The organism is Devosia polycyclovorans (assembly GCF_042181575.1).
Lineage (GTDB): Bacteria > Pseudomonadota > Alphaproteobacteria > Rhizobiales > Devosiaceae > Devosia > Devosia polycyclovorans.
The window spans coordinates 1,573,894-1,592,731 of record NZ_CP170082.1; the positions used below are offsets into that span (position 1 = coordinate 1,573,894).

The 18,838-nt window shown below is 61.4% G+C and carries 20 protein-coding genes and 1 pseudogene; 11 read left to right on the forward strand and 10 right to left on the reverse strand.

The window, feature by feature from the left end:
- Positions 1-177: 177 nt before the first annotated feature.
- On the reverse strand, positions 178-2,133 hold the full coding sequence (locus ACE4RL_RS07905) for a putative bifunctional diguanylate cyclase/phosphodiesterase (RefSeq protein WP_375599954.1): 1,956 nt from the start codon (positions 2,131-2,133) through the stop codon (positions 178-180).
- 25 nt (positions 2,134-2,158) lie between these two features.
- Positions 2,159-2,641, reverse strand: a complete 483-nt coding sequence (locus ACE4RL_RS07910; RefSeq protein ID WP_375599955.1) for a molybdopterin-dependent oxidoreductase — start codon at positions 2,639-2,641, stop codon at positions 2,159-2,161.
- 203 nt (positions 2,642-2,844) lie between these two features.
- Between ACE4RL_RS07910 and ACE4RL_RS07915 the strand changes: the two are divergent.
- Together ACE4RL_RS07915 and ACE4RL_RS07920 are read left to right on the forward strand one after the other, a co-directional pair.
- Positions 2,845-3,479, forward strand: a pseudogene (locus tag ACE4RL_RS07915) (FMN-binding negative transcriptional regulator).
- A 222-nt stretch (positions 3,480-3,701) separates the two neighbouring features.
- On the forward strand, positions 3,702-4,478 hold the full coding sequence (locus tag ACE4RL_RS07920; protein WP_375599956.1) for a class I SAM-dependent methyltransferase: 777 nt from the start codon (positions 3,702-3,704) through the stop codon (positions 4,476-4,478).
- Positions 4,479-4,637: 159 nt separating this feature from the next.
- On the opposite strand, the gene ACE4RL_RS07925 is transcribed toward ACE4RL_RS07920, so the two are convergent.
- Positions 4,638-5,579, reverse strand: a complete 942-nt coding sequence (locus ACE4RL_RS07925) for a metallophosphoesterase family protein (protein ID WP_375599957.1) — start codon at positions 5,577-5,579, stop codon at positions 4,638-4,640.
- Between the two features lie 62 nt (positions 5,580-5,641).
- Here ACE4RL_RS07925 and ACE4RL_RS07930 point away from each other — a divergent pair, with 62 nt between their 5' ends.
- Complete coding sequence (locus ACE4RL_RS07930; protein ID WP_246204692.1) at positions 5,642-6,115, forward strand: NUDIX domain-containing protein; 474 nt, start codon at positions 5,642-5,644, stop codon at positions 6,113-6,115.
- A gap of 175 nt (positions 6,116-6,290) precedes the next feature.
- Here ACE4RL_RS07930 and ACE4RL_RS07935 read toward each other — a convergent pair whose 3' ends face one another.
- Positions 6,291-7,250, reverse strand: coding sequence for a glutathione S-transferase family protein (locus ACE4RL_RS07935; RefSeq protein WP_375599958.1), 960 nt, complete (start codon positions 7,248-7,250; stop codon positions 6,291-6,293).
- A gap of 362 nt (positions 7,251-7,612) precedes the next feature.
- On the opposite strand from ACE4RL_RS07935, the gene ACE4RL_RS07940 reads away from it, so the two are divergent.
- The 3 genes from ACE4RL_RS07940 to ACE4RL_RS07950 all read left to right on the forward strand — a co-directional run bounded on the left by ACE4RL_RS07940 (position 7,613) and on the right by ACE4RL_RS07950 (position 10,035).
- Positions 7,613-8,161, forward strand: coding sequence for a GNAT family N-acetyltransferase (locus ACE4RL_RS07940; protein WP_375599959.1), 549 nt, complete (start codon positions 7,613-7,615; stop codon positions 8,159-8,161).
- Between the two features lie 75 nt (positions 8,162-8,236).
- On the forward strand, positions 8,237-8,863 hold the full coding sequence (locus tag ACE4RL_RS07945) for a CoA pyrophosphatase (RefSeq protein ID WP_375599960.1): 627 nt from the start codon (positions 8,237-8,239) through the stop codon (positions 8,861-8,863).
- Positions 8,860-10,035, forward strand: coding sequence for a CCA tRNA nucleotidyltransferase (locus ACE4RL_RS07950; protein WP_375599961.1), 1,176 nt, complete (start codon positions 8,860-8,862; stop codon positions 10,033-10,035). The genes ACE4RL_RS07945 and ACE4RL_RS07950 overlap by 4 nt, the downstream gene beginning before the upstream one ends.
- Before the next feature lie 64 nt (positions 10,036-10,099).
- Here the strand turns inward: ACE4RL_RS07950 and ACE4RL_RS07955 are convergent, their stop codons facing one another.
- The 3 genes from ACE4RL_RS07955 to ACE4RL_RS07965 form a co-directional block, all read right to left on the reverse strand.
- Positions 10,100-10,300 (reverse strand): DUF1059 domain-containing protein, encoded by a 201-nt coding sequence (locus ACE4RL_RS07955; protein WP_375599962.1) that lies wholly within the window; start codon positions 10,298-10,300, stop codon positions 10,100-10,102.
- Between the two features lie 239 nt (positions 10,301-10,539).
- Positions 10,540-11,427 carry an oxygen-dependent coproporphyrinogen oxidase gene (gene hemF, locus ACE4RL_RS07960; protein WP_375599963.1) on the reverse strand — a complete coding sequence of 296 codons (888 nt, stop codon included), beginning with the start codon at positions 11,425-11,427 and terminating at the stop codon, positions 10,540-10,542.
- A gap of 17 nt (positions 11,428-11,444) precedes the next feature.
- Positions 11,445-11,933 (reverse strand): tRNA (cytidine(34)-2'-O)-methyltransferase, encoded by a 489-nt coding sequence (locus tag ACE4RL_RS07965; protein WP_375599964.1) that lies wholly within the window; start codon positions 11,931-11,933, stop codon positions 11,445-11,447.
- A gap of 228 nt (positions 11,934-12,161) precedes the next feature.
- On the opposite strand from ACE4RL_RS07965, the gene petA reads away from it, so the two are divergent.
- From petA to ACE4RL_RS07990, 5 genes are all read left to right on the forward strand, one after another.
- A complete protein-coding gene (gene petA / locus ACE4RL_RS07970) occupies positions 12,162-12,689 on the forward strand; it encodes a ubiquinol-cytochrome c reductase iron-sulfur subunit (protein WP_375599965.1) in 528 nt (175 codons plus the stop codon).
- A 14-nt stretch (positions 12,690-12,703) separates the two neighbouring features.
- Positions 12,704-13,954, forward strand: a complete 1,251-nt coding sequence (locus ACE4RL_RS07975) for a cytochrome bc complex cytochrome b subunit (RefSeq protein ID WP_375599966.1) — start codon at positions 12,704-12,706, stop codon at positions 13,952-13,954.
- 14 nt (positions 13,955-13,968) lie between these two features.
- Positions 13,969-14,823 carry a cytochrome c1 gene (locus tag ACE4RL_RS07980; RefSeq protein WP_375599967.1) on the forward strand — a complete coding sequence of 285 codons (855 nt, stop codon included), beginning with the start codon at positions 13,969-13,971 and terminating at the stop codon, positions 14,821-14,823.
- 611 nt (positions 14,824-15,434) lie between these two features.
- Positions 15,435-15,629 (forward strand): hypothetical protein, encoded by a 195-nt coding sequence (locus tag ACE4RL_RS07985; protein WP_375599968.1) that lies wholly within the window; start codon positions 15,435-15,437, stop codon positions 15,627-15,629.
- A 28-nt stretch (positions 15,630-15,657) separates the two neighbouring features.
- Entirely contained in the window at positions 15,658-16,191 is a 534-nt protein-coding gene (locus tag ACE4RL_RS07990) for an adenine phosphoribosyltransferase (RefSeq protein WP_375599969.1), read from the forward strand.
- A 100-nt stretch (positions 16,192-16,291) separates the two neighbouring features.
- Here the strand turns inward: ACE4RL_RS07990 and ACE4RL_RS07995 are convergent, their stop codons facing one another.
- From ACE4RL_RS07995 to ACE4RL_RS08005, 3 genes are all read right to left on the reverse strand, one after another.
- On the reverse strand, positions 16,292-16,681 hold the full coding sequence (locus tag ACE4RL_RS07995; protein WP_375599970.1) for a VOC family protein: 390 nt from the start codon (positions 16,679-16,681) through the stop codon (positions 16,292-16,294).
- A 627-nt stretch (positions 16,682-17,308) separates the two neighbouring features.
- On the reverse strand, positions 17,309-18,328 hold the full coding sequence (locus tag ACE4RL_RS08000) for a TerC family protein (protein WP_375599971.1): 1,020 nt from the start codon (positions 18,326-18,328) through the stop codon (positions 17,309-17,311).
- 142 nt (positions 18,329-18,470) lie between these two features.
- Positions 18,471-18,815 carry a hypothetical protein gene (locus tag ACE4RL_RS08005; protein ID WP_375599972.1) on the reverse strand — a complete coding sequence of 115 codons (345 nt, stop codon included), beginning with the start codon at positions 18,813-18,815 and terminating at the stop codon, positions 18,471-18,473.
- Positions 18,816-18,838 lie beyond the last annotated feature (23 nt).

The following is an 18,838-nucleotide window of genomic DNA, read 5'->3' on the forward strand; positions in this document are numbered from 1 at the left end:
CTTTCGTTGAGCAAGGCCCTGCCATCTGTCAGGCCAGTCACCGGCTTTGCGAAGCGTGTTGCTGATGGGGGTAAGCATGCGAGCGTGACTAAGTTGTCTCCTGACCCGCCCCCGGAGTTCAGAACTTGCGCCGACCGTGGCCGGCGAAATCAGGAACGGTGGACGTTTAGAACTCTATCAACTGCCATTCCCCGCCAGGAGGAAAGGGGGGTGAGTGGGATGCACTCTCCTGAGTAGGAAGAGCGAAAGTTCCTCCAGGGGCATGGGGCGCCCGAATAGATAGCCCTGACCGATTTCACAGTTGTGCTTGAGGAGGAGTTGTTCCTGCCACCTTTCCTCGATCCCTTCCGCGACAACCTCGATTCCCATCCGGCCCGCCAGTGCGATAACGCTTTCGACGGTGGCCTTACTTCGTTCATCGCTGCCCATCGCCTCAATGAAGCTGCGGTCAATTTTCAGCTGGTCCCAGGGAAACTGATGCAGATAGGACAAGGCCGAGTAGCCTGTTCCGAAATCGTCGAGCGCGATTCTGATCCCAGCCGCTTTCAAGCGTTGCAGTACTGCAAGGCCTCTGGCTGCATCTTCCATCACCACCGATTCAGTCACCTCAAGCTTCAGCCGTTCGGCTGGGAAGCCGGAGGATTCCAGAAACGACATGATCTCATCGACCACATCGGTCCGCATAAGCTGCGCCACGGACATGTTGACGGACATGGTGATGTGTTCCGGCAGCAGCAGGCCGTCACAGCAGGCAGCCCTCAACACGGCGCGACCGAGAGTCACGATCTGACCTGAAGCCTCGGCGACGGGGATGAACTCAGCAGGCGATATCCAACCCCGGCTGGGGTGGTGCCAGCGCGCTAGTGCCTCGACCCCCACTACGCGTCCTGTGGCAAGATCGACCAGCGGCTGATAATGGGCGACAATCTGTCCGAGGTTCAGAGCCTGTTCCAGATCGCGCTCGAGCTCGACCTGCCTGGCAAATTCCTGGCGCATCGAAGCGTTAAACAGCAAGACAGTACCCTTGCCTGTGGCCTTGGCTTTGGTCAGTGCCAAGTCAGCGTCGATCGGGAGCCGCGCGTTGACTTCGGCCGAAGCTCCGGAAAGTGCGACACCGATGGTTGCGTCAACGAACACCGAACCGACTTCGAGCTCGTGTGGCGCACGCAGCAGGTCTCGAAGTTCATGAGCCAAGCCAACCGGATCAGTCCCGGGATCGAGAAAGAGCATAATGACAAATTCGTCGCCACCGAACCTGGAGACGACGTTTCGAGGATTCCAGGAGGCCACACATTCACTTAGCCTTCTGCCAACGGATTGCAGAAGTGCATCGCCCGCCGCATGGCCGAGGGTGTCATTTATGGCTTTGAAGCCATCCAGATCCGTTGCCAGGATAGCGACCTGGGACTGACCTGCGTTTGTCCCTCCAAGAGTGCGACGGAAGGCGATGTTGAAACCAGCGCGATTGACCAGATTGGTCAGGAGATCGTGTCGTGCCAGATGCTGCATGCGCCTGGCATTCTCCTCGCTTGCTCGCCCAGCCAGCCTCAGAGATCTGTTTTGAAATAGGGTCATTCCTATCAAAACAAGCCCGACCGCGAACAGCGCGTATATCAAGCCCCTCTGGAGCTCCTGCTTGCCGCGAAGGGCTTCCCTAATATCCGCGATGTCGTTGACGCTCGCGGTATGGGCGTTCGTGCCGAGCCGATCTGCCTGCCGCTTGATCGCGTCGGCCACCTCAAGGAGATCTTTCGGGGAATGCTGATCGCCCCCGAGCCAGTTGCCGAACCTTGAGATTGCCTCTTGTAGCTCGACAAATCGCTCAGCGGCCCGCTCATTTCGGTCAAGGAATGACCGGAAATCACCGGAATTCCATATCTGCATTCGGTTTAGCATGATGTCGTAGGCGAGCTGGAGGTCCGCGCGACTTCCTTCACCAGAGACGAAGAGGACCGTCTGTGTTTGCAGACGCGCCGCCTCCTGCCGGCCCTGTGCCCCCGACCAGGCCACGTCGTAGCGCATGACCCGGCCAAGAGCATCACCCGTCGTCTCCACGACATTGGAAAAGGATATCGCTGCGATGCCGAGGATGAGCAGTAGAAGGGTAGCGATCCAACGGAAGGTCGACAGCACGACGGGCTCCTAGACAGGCTAACTCTTACTCGATTTCCATCCGCCGCACCTGCCAAGCAGAGCGTGAATAGTAGAGTTCACTCTGGAGTTCGGGGTTTTCGTCATAGGGATAGACGATGAAGAGCGGCCCCTTATTGGAGACGTCCATGTACTCACCATCCGCTTTGAAGGCGAGAATCGGCTGGAACTTTGCGAAATCGGAGATGGGGATTTCTGTGCTGTAGTCGTTCAGTGCAAGCACGAAAACCGTTTCGCCGGCCGCGCTTATTTCATCCATCAGTCGGACCAGGGGCACGCCTTCGAAGGTGACCCTGCCGCTGTGCCAGGGGGTTTCTGTTACTATTTTCGCTGAACCCATAGCCTCGATGTCGTCGAGCGAAAAGTGGACCTCACCGCCGTCGATCATCCCGCTAATGGTCAGAATCGTGGAGTTGGCGGCCGTCGGGCCGACGCAGAGCAGGAAAAGACCTGCAGCAGCCACTGCAGCATCACGAAAATGAAAGGTCATCGAAGCCCCCCCTATGCTTTTGCCAGGAAATTAGGTGCTGCGAATTAAGGATCGATGTACAAGCTTGGACGGATTGCAGCGGGCTCTTGGCTCGTAAAGTTGTCGTGCGCGAAGCGTAGTTCACGCATGGAATTCCCGCCTCTGATATCTGCCATCACGCATGTGAATTGGTGCGGTAGGCCGCGGTTTGTTATTAGTATGGCATGTACACACCTCCAGCTTTCCGCGAGGACGATCCATTCGTCCTGCGTCAGATCATCCGCGAAGCACGCCTCGCGACCCTCGTGACCGCCACGGCCGAGGGGCTGATGGCCACGCCCTTGCCGCTGATCCTGGACGAAAACAGGGAGAGCACGGTGTGCTGCTGGGGCACCTTGCCAAGGCCAATCCGCAATGGAAGACGCCAGCAATGGGCGAGGCGATGGTGATCTTCTCGGGCCCCGATGCCTATATCACCCCAAGCTGGTACGCGACCAAGCAGGACCATGGGAAGGTCGTGCCGACGTGGAATTACTCGGCCGTCCACGCCTATGGCGAGGTCGAATTCTTCGAGGATCGCGACCGACTGCACCAGGCGGTCAGCCGCCTCACCGACCTCTACGAGCAGGCTCGCGCGAAGCCGTGGGCGATCACTGACGCGCCCGACACCTACATCGAAAGCCAGCTCAAGGGCATTGTGGGACTTCGCCTCTCGATTACCCGCATCGAGGGCAAAAGCAAGATGAGCCAAAACTAGCCCGAGCAGAACCGCCGAGGGGTGGCGGCGGGGTTGGCCGCCAGCGAGCGCGAGACGGATCGGGCAGTGGCCAGCATGATTGCGACCGACCCGCAGGAATGAACATCGTCATTCCGGTGCTGCTCGCCAGAGGTGCGCGTGTGCGCTGTCCACGTGTCTCTGGCTATAGGGTTCAAGCAGGTCTATTCTTGTCCGGTTGCCTGCTGCGGATGCGATAGCCGCTCGAGTGCGGCATATGTGGTCTTCACGCCAGTTTGCGCGCCGACACGGCCCCAAACCAGCACCCCTAGTGAGCGCTTTTTTGCCTGACCTGAGGAGGACGAGATGGCTGAGGCGATCCAGTTTCAAGACGGCGAGACTTATGAGTCCATGATGGGCGTGTGGAGCGCTTTGGTGGGCGCCCCGTTTCTCGACTGGCTGGACGTGCCAGCAGGCGCAAATTGGGTCGATATCGGCTGCGGCAACGGTGCTTCGACGGAACTGATTGTCGAGAGGGCACAGCCGGCATTGGTTGAAGGCATTGATCCCTCCGAAGCCCAGTTGGCCTATGCCCGCAAGCGCCATCAGGCAGGCGTTGCAAAGTTTACACTGGGCTCCGCTCTGGAGCTTCCTTATCCGGACGGCGCCTTTGACGCAGCGATCATGGCGCTGGTGATCTTCTTTGTTCCGGAGCCGGCGCGCGGGACTGTTGAAATGCGGCGGGTCGTGCGCGGCGGGGGCGTCGTTGCTGCCTATGCGTGGGATCTTGAAGGCGGCGGCTTTCCTTATGAAGATGTGCACGTTGCCCTTAGCGAGGCTGGGGTGGAGGCTTTGCTGCCGCCACATCCGGAGGTGGCGCGGCTGGATGCGCTCGATCGCTTGTGGACAGATGCCGGTCTTGTTGATGTGGAAACGCGGGAAATCACGGCGAGCCGGACGTTCCCTTCCTTTGACGCCTATTGGTCGACCGCCACATCTGCTCCCGGTATAGGACAGGTGCTTCCCAAGCTCAGCGCTGATCAACTGGAGCAGGTTCGCAACACCGTCCGGGCGTCTCGCGGTTCGGGGGAATGGATGGCGCGGGGTCGCGTCCATGCGGTGCGGGGGCGTGTGCCGAACTAGATAGTTGGAACCGGTAGCGACGAGGGTCGGCGGCGCATGGCTAAAACAGCGGTTGCGGGCGAGGGGTGGCGAATGTGTGCCCAGCCACTCAGGCGCAGCCTTCGTGGCCTCCTGCCTTAAAATCGCTCCACCGGAGCGATTTTGCCGCGAAGCGGCCGTTCAGTAGATCCGCATCTGCATGCGCATGACGATGTCGGCACCCAGGCGCTGGAAGCCGTATTCGCGCATGGTGCAGCGCCATTCATCGCCGGATTTCTCGATGCGGAAGAGATTGTAGCGGGCCGGGTCGTCCAGCGTGCCGCCCTGGGCGGCGCTGGCGGCGGCGACGCCGATCACCGGCACTTCGTGGTTCTTGCCCGGGATATGATGGATCGAGGAGCGATGGGTGTGGCCGTGCAAAACCAGTTCGGCCCCTTCCTCCGTGATGACGCGGCGGAAGATGCGATGGCCCTTGAGGCCGAAGCTGGGGTGCTGCAGCTCCGCATTGGGCGGGTGATGGATCAGCACGACGCGGAAATAGCCGGCATCGCCCAGGAGCTTAAGAATGCGCTTGAGGCGGGCGGCCTGTTTTTCCTCGAAACGGCCAATGGCGAAAAAGGGCGCAGTGGGCACGGCGCTGGAACAGGAAATGATGGCCACTTCGCCCACGCGGCGGACGAAGGGGAAGGCCTGACCTTCCACGGTTTCACCCTTGAGATAGTCGCCCCATTCGCTCTGGGCATATTCCAGCGCGCCTGGGACATAGGCGTCGTGATTGCCGGGGCAGACCACGGTCTTGTCGGCGCCGCCCAGTTCGCGCAGCCAGCGGCCGGCGCGTTCGACTTCGCTGTCGAGCGCCAGATTGGTGAGGTCACCGGTCACGGCGGTGAAGTCGGCATTCTGCTCGCGCATATGGGCGACGAGGCGGGCCAGCGTCTCGGTGTTCATCTCGCCATGACGCTTGAGCTTCCAGTTGAGATAACCGGTCAGGCGTTTGCCCAAAAGATCGCGAAAACCCACCTCAGGCATGGGGGACAGGTGGATGTCGGAGATGTGCGCCAGGGTGATCATCGCGGGGGGTTGTGCCAGAACGTCACGGACAAGAAAACGTTCAATCGACACAACGCACGATTTTGTCGCGGGCAAAGCTCTGCTAGCCATGGCGAAACGATGGAGCCAAGACCATGATGAATCGCTTCCAGCGCGTCCGCGCGACTGCCTTCCTGACCCTCAAGGGCCTCTGGCATCGCATGACGGTGGGCGCGCGGGTCATGGTGGTGGATGGCGACAAGGTACTGCTGATCCGCCATACCTATGTGCCCGGCTGGCAGTTTCCCGGCGGCGGCGTCGGACCGGGCGAGACCTTCGAAGAGGCTGGGGCGCGCGAGACGCTGGAGGAAACCGGCTATCGGGTGACCGGGCCCATGGAGCTGTTCGGGCTCTACCACAATACCAGCCCTGTCACGAACCGGGACCACGTGGCGTTCTATGTCGCCAAGTCGTTCAATTTCGAGTTTGAGCGCAAGCCGGATTACGAGATCGCGGAAGTGGGCTGGTTCGACCGCCATAATCTGCCCGAAAAAGTCACACCCGCGACCAGCCAGCGGATCGATGAGTATTTCGACGGCGTCGAAAAGCGGTCGATCTGGGGGTATTGAGGATCTGCGATCCTTCCGATTCTTCTCCCCGTCGGGGAGAAGGTGGCGCGTAGCGCCGGATGAGGGGGATTTCACCACAGCATCAGCGCCGCGGAAGGTTTCCCCTCACCGACTCGGCTTCGCCGAGCCACCTCTCCCCGAGGGGGAGAGGAAAAGTGGCGTCGCGGGCAGCCGCTCAATCCAGGAACGGCAGATCCGGCCCGATGGGCACAATCCGGTGCGGATTGATGGTGGTGTGGCTCCAGTAATAATGCGTGCGGATATGGTCGAGATCGACCGTTTCCTTGACGCCCGGCACCTCGTAGAGCGCCTTCAAGTAGTGGCTGAGGTTCGGATAGTCCGCGATGCGCTGGCGGTTGCATTTGAAGTGACCGACATAGACCGCGTCGAACCGCACCAGCGTGGTGAACAGCCGCCAGTCGGCCTCGGTGATGGCGTCACCGGTCAGATAAGCGGTGTCGCCCAATAGGCCCTCGACCCAGTCGAGCGCATCGAACAGCTTGGTGACCGCCTCGTCATAGGCGTCCTGGGCGGTGGCGAAACCGGCCTTGTAGACGCCATTGTTGATGTCGTCATAGACCCTGCTATTGATGGCGTCGATCTTCTCGCGCAGTGGTTCGGGGTAGAAATCCTCCGTATTGCCGGTCAATTCGTTGAAGGCTGAATTGAACATGCGAATGATCTCCGAACTTTCGTTGGAGACGATCGTGCCGGTCTTCTTGTCCCACAGCACGGGCACTGTCACGCGGCCGGTATAGTCGGGCACAGCCTGCGTATAGACCTGCCAGAGCGTGTCCTTGCCGAGCAGCTCATCGCCGGTCGAGCCTTCTTCGGTTTTGAAGCTCCATCCGGTTTCGTCGGGCATTTTCGGGGAGACGACAGAGACCGAAATCAGGTTCTCCAGCTCCTTGAGCTTGCGGAAAATCAGCGTGCGATGCGCCCAGGGACAGGCGAGGGAAACATAGAGGTGATACCGGTCTGCCTCCGCGGCAAAGCCGCCTTCACCGGACGGGCCGGGGCTGCCGTCAGCGGTGATCCAGTTGCGGAAGCCGGCCTGCGAACGGACGAATTTGCCCCCCGATTTCTTGGTGTCATACCACTGGGTGGACCATTTTCCGTCGATCAACTGTCCCATTGAAAGTTCCTTTCGGTCATCTTGATGTCGGCATTGCCGGATTTGATGGCGTAATGCGCGCGTGATTTTTGCTCCGGTCTCTACTTAAGAAACGGGACGAGCGGCAAAAAGGACGTGGGCGGCAACAGATTGTTGCGTGATTGGGCAACACTGGCGCGAAACCGGAAAAGGAATTTGGAAGCATGGGGCCAAAATTCCCATTTACGACCAACCCAGTGGGTGCTAATCGGATTCCAGACGTGGAGGCGTCCAGGATGGTGAAGGTTTTGCAGATGAACCGACGACCCTAGTTGGTCGTTTAGAGCGGAGGGCCGTTGGCCGATCCGCATGTTTATCTGCACATCTTTTTCTGGATCAGACCCATGACCACGCTCGTTGCGGCCGAGGCCGCGCCTTCTCCTGCTGCCGGCCAATTGTCCGTTCGGGCCGCCACGCCCGCCGATGATGTTTTCGTCGAGGATTTGCAGGCCATTGCCTTTGGCCCGGGGCGGTTTGCACGCACGGCGTTTCGCGTGCGGGAGCGCTTTCCCATCGATCCCAGCCTGAGCCTGATCGCCGAGGTGGATGGCACGGCCTGCGGCTCGGTGTGGATGACCCCGATCAGCGTGGATGGGCTGAAAGGCTATCTTCTGGGCCCGCTGGCCACCCATCCCAATTTCCGCAAGCGCGGTGCCGGAAAGCTCCTGGCGCGCGAGGTCGCCAAACTGGCCATGGCGCGGGGCGAAGGACAGTTCGTGCTGCTGGTTGGAGACCAGGATTATTACTGCCCGCTCGGCTGGGAGATCACGACGCCGGGCAATATCCAGTTTCCCGGGCCGGTGGATCCGACACGGGTCCTGCTCTTGTCCGAGGACAAGAGCCTGGCCAAGTCGCTCAAGGGTGAGATCGCGGCTTTCGAGACCGAGGACTGACACCAAAAAGGGGTGCAGGATCGGGATGGCTTGCTTACATTCAGGCCGTCACGTTGATTTCACGCCGGGTGCGATTTGGATTCAGGTTTTGACATAGTCCGGCTCCTGTCGGCCAGATTGCTGGCTGACGCGCCCGCACTGCCCCATTCGCACGACCTTGTACCGGACTGGCAGCCGGTCAAGCCGTTCGAACGGCCGCCGGTGCCCGCGGCCGTGCTGATTGCCCTGGTGCGGCGCCCCGAGGGGCACACCGTGCTCTATACCGAGCGCTCGCCCGATCTGCGGGCCCATTCGGGACAAGTGGCCTTTCCCGGTGGCAAGATCGATGGCTCGGACCAGGGAGCGGCTGCGGCTGCGCTGCGCGAAGCCCATGAAGAAGTCAGCATGTCGGCCGAGGACGCAACGATCCTGGGCTATATGCCCACCTACTACACCGGCACCAATTACCTGATCACGCCTGTCGTTGCGGAGGTGAACCCGACCGGTCCCTTCGTGCCCAATCCGGGCGAAGTGCATTCGGTGTTCGAGGTGCCCCTGAGCCGCATTCTAGCCGCCGAGAGCTATGGGCGATTCCGCATCAGCCGGGGCGGCAAGGAGCATTCGACCTGGCAGATCGATCATGAGGGACACATGATCTGGGGGATTACCGCTAATCTGACCCGGCAGTTCCGGGACCTGGTGGTCGGCGAGGTTGCCGCATGATTCCGGATCGGCTGGAAGGTGCGGAGTGGCTGGAGCGACAAGCCGTACAGGCCATATTTGCGGCGCTCGATGGCGCGCAGGGCCGAACGCGCGCCGTTGGTGGCGTGGTGCGCGACACCCTGATCGGGCGGATGCGGGACCACGCCGACATTGATATGGCGACCGAATTGCTACCGGTCGCGGTCATGCAGCGCGCCAAGGCCGCCGGGATCGATGCCTATCCCACGGGTATCGACCATGGCACGGTGACCTTGCGGCTGGATGGAACCACAGTTGAGGTCACGACGCTGCGCCAGGACGTGGTAACCGATGGCCGGCACGCGCAGGTACAATTCGGGACCGATTGGGTGGCCGATGCCGAGCGGCGGGACTTCACCCTCAATGCCCTCTATTGTTTTGCCGATGGGCGGCTGTTCGATCCGCTGGGGGGCGCCGCCGACCTCATCAATGGCCGGGTGCGGTTCATTGGCGATGCGGCGCGACGGATTGCCGAGGACGGTCTGCGCGTCTATCGATTCTTCCGCTTCTCGGCCAGTCATGGCGGCGAGAAATTCGACCCGGAGGGGCTCGCGGCCTGCCGCGATGCAGTCGAAGAGCTCGACCACATTTCGCGCGAGCGTGTGGGTGCGGAACTGCTGCGCATGCTGGCGCTGCCACGTGTTGCGACCACGCTGGGCGTGATGGACCAATTTGGCCTCGTACGCCTGGCGCCGGGCGCCCTAGCGGCCCTGCAGCGCTATGAGGCGCTGGGCGGGCAGGGTGCGGCGGCGCGGCTTGCCATGTTGGGGCGCGACAGCCTTGAGCAACGACAAGCAGATTGGCGCCTGAGCAAGGCAATCATCGCCCATGCCCAAAACATTGCCGAAGCCGCTGCCCTGCTGCGCCGTGGCGATATCGGCTGGGCCGCCTATCGCTTTGGCGAAGACGCCGTTGAAGGCCTGGCGGTGGCCGCTGCCAAAGAGAACTGGTCGCGCGCGCAACTGGCCGAACTGGCGCGGGATCTGGGACGGCTGCCGGTGGCGCCGCTGCCTGTCGGCGGGGCGGATCTGGAAGCGCGGGGCATGAGACCGGGGCCGGACATGGGCGCGGCCTTGGCCATCATGGAGCGGGCCTGGGTGGACAGTGAATTTTCCGCCAGTAAGGATGCCCTGCTGGAGCGAGTTTTTCACTAGGGCGCAATGCCTATCGCAACAGGCGGATAGAAGAAGCCCCGGTCATCCGGGGCTTGCTGAACATTCAGTGTCTGGTTTGCCGGCCCATATCGTCCACATCGACGATGCGTTCCTTGATGCGCTCGACCATGTCTGGGCGCACTTCGGTTTCGCCGTTGAGATTGCGCATGTTTTCGACCGCTCGCCGCACCACTTCGGCCTCGGTTTCGGCCTCGGCGCGCCAGGTGGACCCTGGAATGAGTGTGCCGGAATCAAAGCGTTTCATCGCTGAACCTCCTATTGTCACTCCCTTTGGCGGGTCTGATGAAACGCATGTATGCCCAAAAGGTTCCGGTCATTCCTCAGGAAAAATGCCGATGGTGGACAGCCCCTCGATCCAGGTCAGCCGCTTCAGCGGGAAGCGGATGGACCGAATCGAACGATAGCCGGTGATGTCGAGATCGCTGAGGGACATGACCGAATCCTAAAGGCGCCGACCCGGTCGTGCCAAGCTTGGGAAACGTCTCAGGGCCACTTCACCGCGGGCGGCATGGATGAGAGGATCGAATTGACATTGCCGCCTGTCTTGAGACCGAAGGTGGTGCCCCGGTCGTAGAGCAGGTTGAATTCGACATAGCGGCCGCGGCGGATCAGCTGCTCGTCGCGCTCGCCCTCTGTCCAAGGCTTTTCGAAGTTTCGGCGTACCAGTTTTGGATAGATGCCGATGAACGCCTCACCGACCGCCTGGGTGAAATCGAAGTCGGCCTCCCAGTCGCCGGAATTGAACTGATCGTAGAAGATGCCGCCAATGCCGCGGTGCTCGTCGCGGTGAGGCAGGTAGAAATACTCGTCGCACCAGGCCTTGAAGCGTTCATAATCGACGCCTGGACGACTGTCGCAGGCCGCCTTCATGGCGGCGTGGAATTCGCGGGCGTCCGGGTCTGTCTGGGTCCGGCGCGCATCGAGCACCGGGGTGAGGTCGGCGCCGCCGCCCCACCATTGCTTGCCGGTCACGATCATCCGCGTGTTCATATGCACTGCCGGAACGTGGGGGTTCCAGGGGTGGATGATGAGCGAAATGCCTGAACTCCAGAAGGCCGTCCCGGCCTCGGTGCCAGGCATCTGGCGGGCAAATTCCTCGGTGAAATGGCCGTGAACGGTGGAGACGTGAACCCCTGCCTTCTCGAAGACGCGGCCGTGCAGCATGGACATTTCGCCCCCGCCGCCGGCGGCACGATCCCAGGGGGTACGTTCAAACCTGCCCGGTGCCATGTCGGCATTGGGGCCGGTGACTTCGGCTTCAATGACCTCGAGTTCGGCGCAAATGCGGTCGCGCAGGGTGCGGAACCAGCCGGCGGCGCGGGTCTTCTTTGTGTCGATATCGGCGGGAAGGGTGGGGGCTGGCGCGTTCATGGCGGGGAAATGAACCTTCAACTCGGATCTGTAAAGGGCGTCATCGCCGGCAGGGCCTTGGTCTGCCGCAATGCCTCCCCCAATATCATGGCGCCCGAGATGGCCACATTGATCGAGCGCAAACCGGCACGCATCGGAATGCGGACTCTGAGATCGGAGGCATCTGCCACGCTGTCGGGCACGCCGGCGCTTTCGCGGCCGAGCAGCAGGATGTCGCCATCTTCGTAGCTGGTTTGGTAGGCCGATTGGCTGGCCTTGGTGGTGAGCAGGACCAGCCGCCGGTTCTGTTCATGCTGCCAGTCCCGGAAGGCGGCGAAGCTGTTGTGCTCGACCAGCGCCGCCTTGTCCAAATAGTCCATCCCGGCGCGGGCTAGATTGCGGTCGGTGAGCGCGAAACCGGCCGGATGGATGACATGCACCACCACGCCCATGCAGGCGCCGAGCCTCAGGAGAGTGCCGGTATTGGCGGCAATGTCGGGTTGATAGAGGGCCAGGTCGATAGACATTTCAGACGGTCTCCGGGTCTATGGAGTGCCCGGAAATCCGGGCTGGCTCGGGTATAGTGTCGCAGTTGTGCGCTGTCACGGCACCTGCACTGGACAAGTGCCTGTGACAGTGCAAAAAGGACGGACCTGACGGGCCGCTTGAGGGCGCACGGCGGTCGATTCTGCTCATGCGGGCGACATTGCCGGGAGCCGGCCCCGTCAAATGTGCATGTTACGGGGATACGGACCTTGGCCACGCAAGCAGAACATTCATCTACCAACCGGCGGGACTTTCTTTTTGTCGCCACCGGCGCCGTCGGCGCGGTCGGCGCTGCCGCCGTGGTCTGGCCGCTGATCAACCAGCTCAACCCCGACGCCTCGACCCTGGCTCTGGCCAGCATCGAGTTCGATGTGGCCGCCATCCCCGAGGGTCAATCGGTGACGATCACCTGGCGCGGCCTGCCGGTTTTCGTGCGGCATCGTACCGCTGCCGAGATCGAAGAGGCGCGCGCGGTTCCGCTCAGCGAACTCAAGGATCCGCAGACCGACGCAGAGCGGACCAAGGAAGGTCACGAGCAGTGGCTGGTGATGATCGCCAACTGCACCCATCTGGGCTGCATTCCGGTCGGTGAGTCGGGCGATTTCGACGGCTGGTTCTGCCCTTGCCACGGTTCGCACTATGACTCGGCCGGCCGCATTCGCCGTGGTCCCGCGCCGACGAACCTGGTTGTGCCGCCTTATGAATTTGTCAGCGATACGCTGATCCAGATCGGCTAGTGGGGGCTTTTCCGATGTCCGAACATTCTACCTACACTCCCGGAAATGCCGTCGAGAAGTGGCTCGATGACCGCCTGCCGATCATCCGGTTCTCCAAAGAGCACCTGATGGACTTCCCGACGCCGAAGAACCTCAACTATTGGTGGACCTTCGGTGCCATCCTGGTGATGTGCCTGGGCATTCAGATCGTTACCGGCATCATCCTGGCGATGCACTACACGCCCAATATCGCGATGGCGTTCGACTCGGTCGAGCATATCCGTCGCGACGTCAATGGCGGCCGCATCATCCAGGCCGTGCACGCGGTTGGCGCCTCGATGTTCTTCGTGGCGCTCTACATCCACATGTTCCGCGGCCTCTATTACGGCTCCTACAAGGCGCCGCGCGAGATCATCTGGATCCTGGGCGTCTTGATCTTCATCCTCACCGTCGCCACTGCCTTCATGGGCTACATCCTGCCCTGGGGCCAGATGTCGTTCTGGGGTGCAACGGTTATCTCGAACATTTTCTCGGCCATTCCGGTGGTCGGCGAAAACATCAAGCAGCTGGTGCTGGGCGGCTTTGCCGTGGGCAATCCGACGCTCAACCGCTTCTTCTCGCTGCACTACCTGCTGCCCTTCGTGATTGCGGCCATTGTCGGCCTGCATATCTGGGCGCTGCATGTGCCGGGCAATAACAACCCGATCGGCGTTGAGGTGAAGGAAAGCCGCGATACCGTGGCCTTCCACCCGTACTACACGATGAAGGATCTGTTCGCGATGGTGGTCTTCATGATCCCCTTCGCCTGGTTCGTATTCTTCGCGCCGGATATCCTGGGCCATCCCGACAACTACATTATGGCCAACAGCCAGGTGACGCCGGCCCATATCGTGCCCGAATGGTACCTGTTGCCGTTCTACACGATCCTGCGCGCCATCGACTTCAACGTCCTGTTCATCGACTCCAAGCTCGGCGGCGTCATCGCCATGGGCGGTGCGCTGGTAATGCTGCTGGTCGTGCCGTGGCTCGATACGTCCAAGGTCCGCTCAGGCACGTTCCGTCCGATGTTCAAGTGGTTCTACTGGCTGTTCGCGATCAATTTCGTGGCCCTGACCTATCTGGGTGCGCAGCCGGCAGAGGGCATCTACACGGTGCTGGCCAAGGTCTGCACGGCCTACTACTTCATCTACTTCCTGGTGGTGCTGCCGGTGCTCTCGCGCATCGAGACGCCAAAGCCGCTGCCGACCAGCATTTCCGAGAGCGTTCTCGGCAAGGCACACGCGTGATCGGGACGATAGACATGTTCAAGACCAAGTTCATCATCGCCGCCGTCACTGCCATGGTTGGCTTGTCCACCGTGTCGGCCCAAGCTGCCGAAGCGGGTGCGACCATAGAGCGCCAGAGCTGGAGCTTTGCGGGCATTTTCGGCACCTATGACGAGCATCAGCTGCAGCGTGGCTTCCAGGTGTTCCGTGAGGTCTGCGCCAGCTGCCACGGCGCCAATCTGCTGGCTTTCCGCAACCTCAGCGAGCCGGGTGGCCCGGGCTTTTCGGAAGAGCAGGTCAAGGCTCTTGCCGCGGAATACGAAGTCGTCGACGAGACCGCCGAAGGTGGCCGCCGTCCTGGCATTCCTGCCGATCGGTGGCCCGCGCCCTTCGCCAATGACCAGGAGGCCCGTGATGCCAATGGTGGTTCGCTGCCGCCGGACTTCTCGGTGCTAGCCAAGGCCCGTGGCGTCGTCGATCCGTTCCCGACCTGGGTATTCAACTACTTCACCGGCTACCAGGAAGGCGGCGCGGACTATATCCACGCGCTGCTCAATGGCTATCACGAGGAAGTGCCGGAAACGGCTCCGGAAGGCTTCGAGCTGGCCGAAGGCAAGTACTACAACGACTACTTCCCCGGCCACGCCATCGGCATGGCGCCGCCGCTGGCGGAGGGCTCTGTGACCTATGTGCCGGGCGAGGATGGTGTCGAGGTCCCGTTGACCGTCGAGCAGTATTCAAGGGACGTCTCCGCGTTCATGATGTGGATGGCCGAGCCGCATCTGGTGTCGCGCAAGCAGACCGGTTTCGTGGTGCTGCTGTTCCTGGTGCTGTTTGCTGGTTTGATGTACGCCACCAAGCGCAAGCTCTGGGCCGGTATCGAGCACTGACCCACGGCGGCGCGTCGCGCCGTCAAAACTCCCCGGTGGGGAGTTTTGAGTGGGTCAGGCCCGGAGAGCTATGCTCGCAGGGCATGCACGGGACCAACATTCAAGGGGGGCTCTCTGGGCCCCCTTTTCATTGCGCGTCGCGCCGTCAAAACTCCCCGGTGGGGAGTTTTGAGTGGGTCAGGCCCGAAGAGCTACGCTCGCAGGGCATGCACGGAACCAACATTCTAGGGGGCCTCTCTGGGCCCCCTTTTCATTGCGCGTCGCGCCGTCAAAACTCTCCGGTGGGGAGTTTTGAGTGGGTCAGGCCCGGGAGCTGCGCTCGAAGGGCATGCACCGGCGGTTGAGTTTGAGGGGCCCGAGAGGCTCCCTTTGCATTGCGCGCCGCGCAGCCAAAACTCCCCGGTGGGGAGATTTGAGTGAGAAGGCGACGAGACCTATGGTCGAGTGGCGCCGACGTTCGCAGGGCATGCACTGGCTTTAGCGTTGAGGGGCCGCCTCTTTTCTTTGTGGCTTGTCGCGATCATTTGCAGCTGCCGCGTCACCGCGCCCCTTGCCTTCGCGCTTCCCAATCGCGATATTGTCAAGAGTTCGGGTTGTTAAAGGAAACCGCGATGTCCGCCGTTCGCCTTGCCGTTACAGTGGTCAGCACCGCCATTGCCATGAGCCGCCATCCGGTGGTGCGCGCCGGCGTGCAGGCCGTAGTCAACAATCCCAAGGCACGTGAAACGGCTATTACGACCACGCGCAATGTCGCCTATAATGCCGGCGTCATCGCGCGGCATGTCCTGGGCCGCAAGAAATCCTGATCTTTCACAAGAACTGACAAGGCCATCGATGTCGCTCGACCTGAAGCCGCTCGTCCGCACGATCCCCGACTATCCCAAGAAAGGCATCTTGTTCCGGGACATCACCACGCTGATCGAGCATCCCGAAGGGTTTCGCGAGAGTGTTGAACGCATTGCCAGCAAATACCGCGGACAGGGCTTTACCCATGTCGCGGGCATCGAAGCGCGCGGCTTCATCTTCGGTGCCGGGGTGGCAATTGCCATGGGTGTCGGCTTTGTGCCGGTGCGCAAAAGGGGCAAGTTGCCCGGCGAGACCATCGGCCAGAACTATGCGCTCGAATATGGCGTGGACACGATCGAGATCCATGCCGATGTGCTGAGCAACGTGCACAAGGTCCTGCTGGTGGATGATCTGATTGCCACGGGCGGCACTGCCATCGCGGCCGTGGGCCTGATGCGGCGGACCGGCGCAATCTGCGACGACGCGGCCTTCGTCATCGACCTTCCCGAGATCGGCGGCGCGGCCAAGCTGGCCGCAGAAGGCGTCCAGGTGCATTCCCTCATGGCCTTCGAGGGGCACTGAGGGTTCAACGTCATGGCAGACCTTCGGTTTCTGGTGGCCTGACCAATCGGATGAGGGCGCGACAGAGCCTGTCAGCACGCGCCGCCGGTACTGTGCCTGGCTAGGCTGCCATGGCCTCGCGTTGATCGATCAGACAGAACTGGTTGCCTTCGGGGTCGCGCATCACGGTATAGGTAGGCAGGACGCGGTCGACCGTCGCGCCAGCGGCTTTGAGGCGCTCAACTTCGGCGGCGCGGTCACCGACCTGCACATCGAAATGGACCCTGTTGTTATCGGGCCGCTGGCCATCCACATTCTGGAAACAGATCGAGGGTCCCGGGCCATCAATCACCATGATTGTGGGCACGTCCGGGTCCAGGCCGAGCGCCAAGCTCAATGCCTGATCGGTCTGGGTCTCGCGCAGCGCATAACCCTCCAGCAGATTGGCCCAGAACGAGGCCAGTACGGCGGGTTCGGCACAATCAAAGACGATTTCATGGATAGCGCCCATTGGCCTGTCTCCTTTGTCACAATGACAATTCGTTAACGGCCAATTGCGGCAAGACTGGTGCAGGGGCCCGGCAGCGCGCCAGACCCCTGTTGGATCTACTTCCGCCCCGGTGCTTCCAAGAGCGCCGCCAGTGGCGGCAGAGCCGCAGCAGGGGCCTTGGAGGGCTTGGTCGCGGCTTTGGGCGGCGGCGGTACGGGCTTGCCGCGGCGCAGCACATTTTGGGTGTGCTTGACCGGTAGTGGGCGTTGGAACTGGTTTTTAGGCATGAAACATCCTTTCCCGCCCGGCATGGCACTGCGCGGGCTGGCTCAGGCAAATCGGTGCGTGCCAAAAGCACGCGGTGAAGCGGTTCTGGGTGGGACGCCGGATATGCGGGAAGGACGCAGAGGGACGGGCTCAGGCCGTCAGGGCACCATGTCTGTCGATCTCGTCCAGGCCGGCATCCAGCACAGTCCGCTCACACGCATGGCGCGGAACGGTTGCGGGGCGGCATCCGGTACGAGTTCTCAGTTCATTTGGGTGCGAAACCTCCGCATTGATGGTCGCAACTTAGGCAAGGAAAAAAGGCCGGCGTCAACGCCGGCCTTTCTCATGCTTCTGGATTGGCTGCGGGCTGTGCCCATCAGGTCACGGCTCGAGCTGGCCGGTCTTGGGCTGATCCTCGGCACTGATGTCAGGCTCGTTGCGGGTCTTCCACAAGGAGTAGAGAACGCCACCCGCCAGGATCGAGATCGTTACGGCCAGCGCCAGCAAGGTGTCGATCTTGATACCCAACGGAACCAGGAAAATCTTGATGCCGATCAAAACCAGAATGATTGCCAGGGATACCTGCAGGTAGCGGAAGCGGTTCATGGCTGCTGCCAGTGCGAAGTAGAGTGCGCGCAGGCCCAGGATGGCGAAGATGTTGGAGGTGTAGACGATGAAGGTGTCCTGCGTGACCGCAAAGACCGCCGGTACCGAGTCGACCGCAAAGATCAGGTCGACAATCTCCACCATGATCAGGGCCACCGCCAGGGGTGTCAGCCAGGTGACGACCTTGCCAGTCTTGGGGTCGGGTTCCTTGACCGTAAAGTTCCGTCCGCGCAGCGAATTGGTGATGCGGAAATGCCGGCGTAGGAAGATCAGGATCTTGTTGCTCTCCATATCCGGCTCTTCGTCGGAGTGAGAGAACATGCGGATGCCGGTGAACACCAGGAACGCACCGAACAGGAACAGGATTGCCTCGAACTGGTGGACCAGCGCGGCGCCGACACCGATGAGGATGGCGCGGAACAGGATGACGCCCAGAATGCCCCAGAACAGCACGCGGTGCTGGTAAAGCCTGGGGATGCCAAGGAAGCCGAAGATGGTGGCGATGACGAACATGTTGTCCATCGCCAGTGACTGCTCGATCAGATAGCCGGTGTAGAATTCGAGGCCGGATTGTGCGCCCCGGCTGAACCAGACCCAGGCGCCAAAGGCGACCGCGATCACGACATAGAAGCCGTAGAGCAACAGGCTCTCCTTGGCTTCGATCTCATGTTCATCCCGATGCAGGATGCCGAGGTCAAAGACAAGCAGTGCAATAACGATCGCGATGAACGCGACCCAGAAATAGACGGGGGTACCCAGAAAATCGCCCGAAAGGGCGGCAAGAAGCGATTCCATCGCCGGACCTTCTCCATGAAATAGGTGGAGCAGTTCCGACATCGCCATAGCAAGGGGGCTATGACCAGAGGGGCCCGGCACTGCCCCTTCTAAATGCGCTAAAGGGGCGAAAAGTTCAACCCCCTGCTTTTGGTGTCAGCCGCTAGCGCGGATGGCACAGCATGACAATGGTGTCGGCGGTTTCAAGCTGCAGGGCGGTGCCGAAATTGGCGTCGTCGATCAGCCGGCCCGCCTGAACGGCAGAATTGGCGCGCAGATTGCCGTCATTGAACCCGACGCCATCCTGGTAGGGGGTCAGGGTGCCCGTGCCTGAATTGGGGTCGTTGGCGGCGCGCGAGGCCCAGCCATAGACCTGGCCATAGATGGTCAGAATGCCGACCCTGTTGGTGGTGGCGTCGCGGCAGCTCCAATTGCCCTGATAGGCCTGGGCGAGAGCTGGCATTGCAGACAGGGCGGTGATGGCGAGGCAAAGGGCGAATCGGCGCATTAGCAGAGCATGCCGAGCCGGTG

Bases quoted from the DNA above. Each gene is read 5' to 3' on its own strand.
- ACE4RL_RS07935 (WP_375599958.1), bottom strand. From the start codon at position 7,250: ATGGGACAGTTGATCGACGGAAAATGGTCCACCCAGTGGTATGACACC.
- ACE4RL_RS07955 (WP_375599962.1), bottom strand. From the start codon at position 10,300: ATGAAACGCTTTGATTCCGGCACACTCATTCCAGGGTCCACCTGGCGC.
- ACE4RL_RS07910 (WP_375599955.1), bottom strand. From the start codon at position 2,641: ATGACCTTTCATTTTCGTGATGCTGCAGTGGCTGCTGCAGGTCTTTTC.
- ACE4RL_RS07930 (WP_246204692.1), top strand. From the start codon at position 5,642: ATGATGAATCGCTTCCAGCGCGTCCGCGCGACTGCCTTCCTGACCCTC.
- ACE4RL_RS08000 (WP_375599971.1), bottom strand. From the start codon at position 18,328: ATGGAATCGCTTCTTGCCGCCCTTTCGGGCGATTTTCTGGGTACCCCC.
- ACE4RL_RS07985 (WP_375599968.1), top strand. From the start codon at position 15,435: ATGTCCGCCGTTCGCCTTGCCGTTACAGTGGTCAGCACCGCCATTGCC.
- ACE4RL_RS07995 (WP_375599970.1), bottom strand. From the start codon at position 16,681: ATGGGCGCTATCCATGAAATCGTCTTTGATTGTGCCGAACCCGCCGTA.
- ACE4RL_RS07980 (WP_375599967.1), top strand. From the start codon at position 13,969: ATGTTCAAGACCAAGTTCATCATCGCCGCCGTCACTGCCATGGTTGGC.
- ACE4RL_RS07965 (WP_375599964.1), bottom strand. From the start codon at position 11,933: ATGTCTATCGACCTGGCCCTCTATCAACCCGACATTGCCGCCAATACC.
- ACE4RL_RS07920 (WP_375599956.1), top strand. From the start codon at position 3,702: ATGGCTGAGGCGATCCAGTTTCAAGACGGCGAGACTTATGAGTCCATG.
- ACE4RL_RS08005 (WP_375599972.1), bottom strand. From the start codon at position 18,815: ATGCGCCGATTCGCCCTTTGCCTCGCCATCACCGCCCTGTCTGCAATG.
- ACE4RL_RS07975 (WP_375599966.1), top strand. From the start codon at position 12,704: ATGTCCGAACATTCTACCTACACTCCCGGAAATGCCGTCGAGAAGTGG.
- ACE4RL_RS07990 (WP_375599969.1), top strand. From the start codon at position 15,658: ATGTCGCTCGACCTGAAGCCGCTCGTCCGCACGATCCCCGACTATCCC.
- ACE4RL_RS07940 (WP_375599959.1), top strand. From the start codon at position 7,613: ATGACCACGCTCGTTGCGGCCGAGGCCGCGCCTTCTCCTGCTGCCGGC.
- ACE4RL_RS07950 (WP_375599961.1), top strand. From the start codon at position 8,860: ATGATTCCGGATCGGCTGGAAGGTGCGGAGTGGCTGGAGCGACAAGCC.
- hemF (WP_375599963.1), bottom strand. From the start codon at position 11,427: ATGAACGCGCCAGCCCCCACCCTTCCCGCCGATATCGACACAAAGAAG.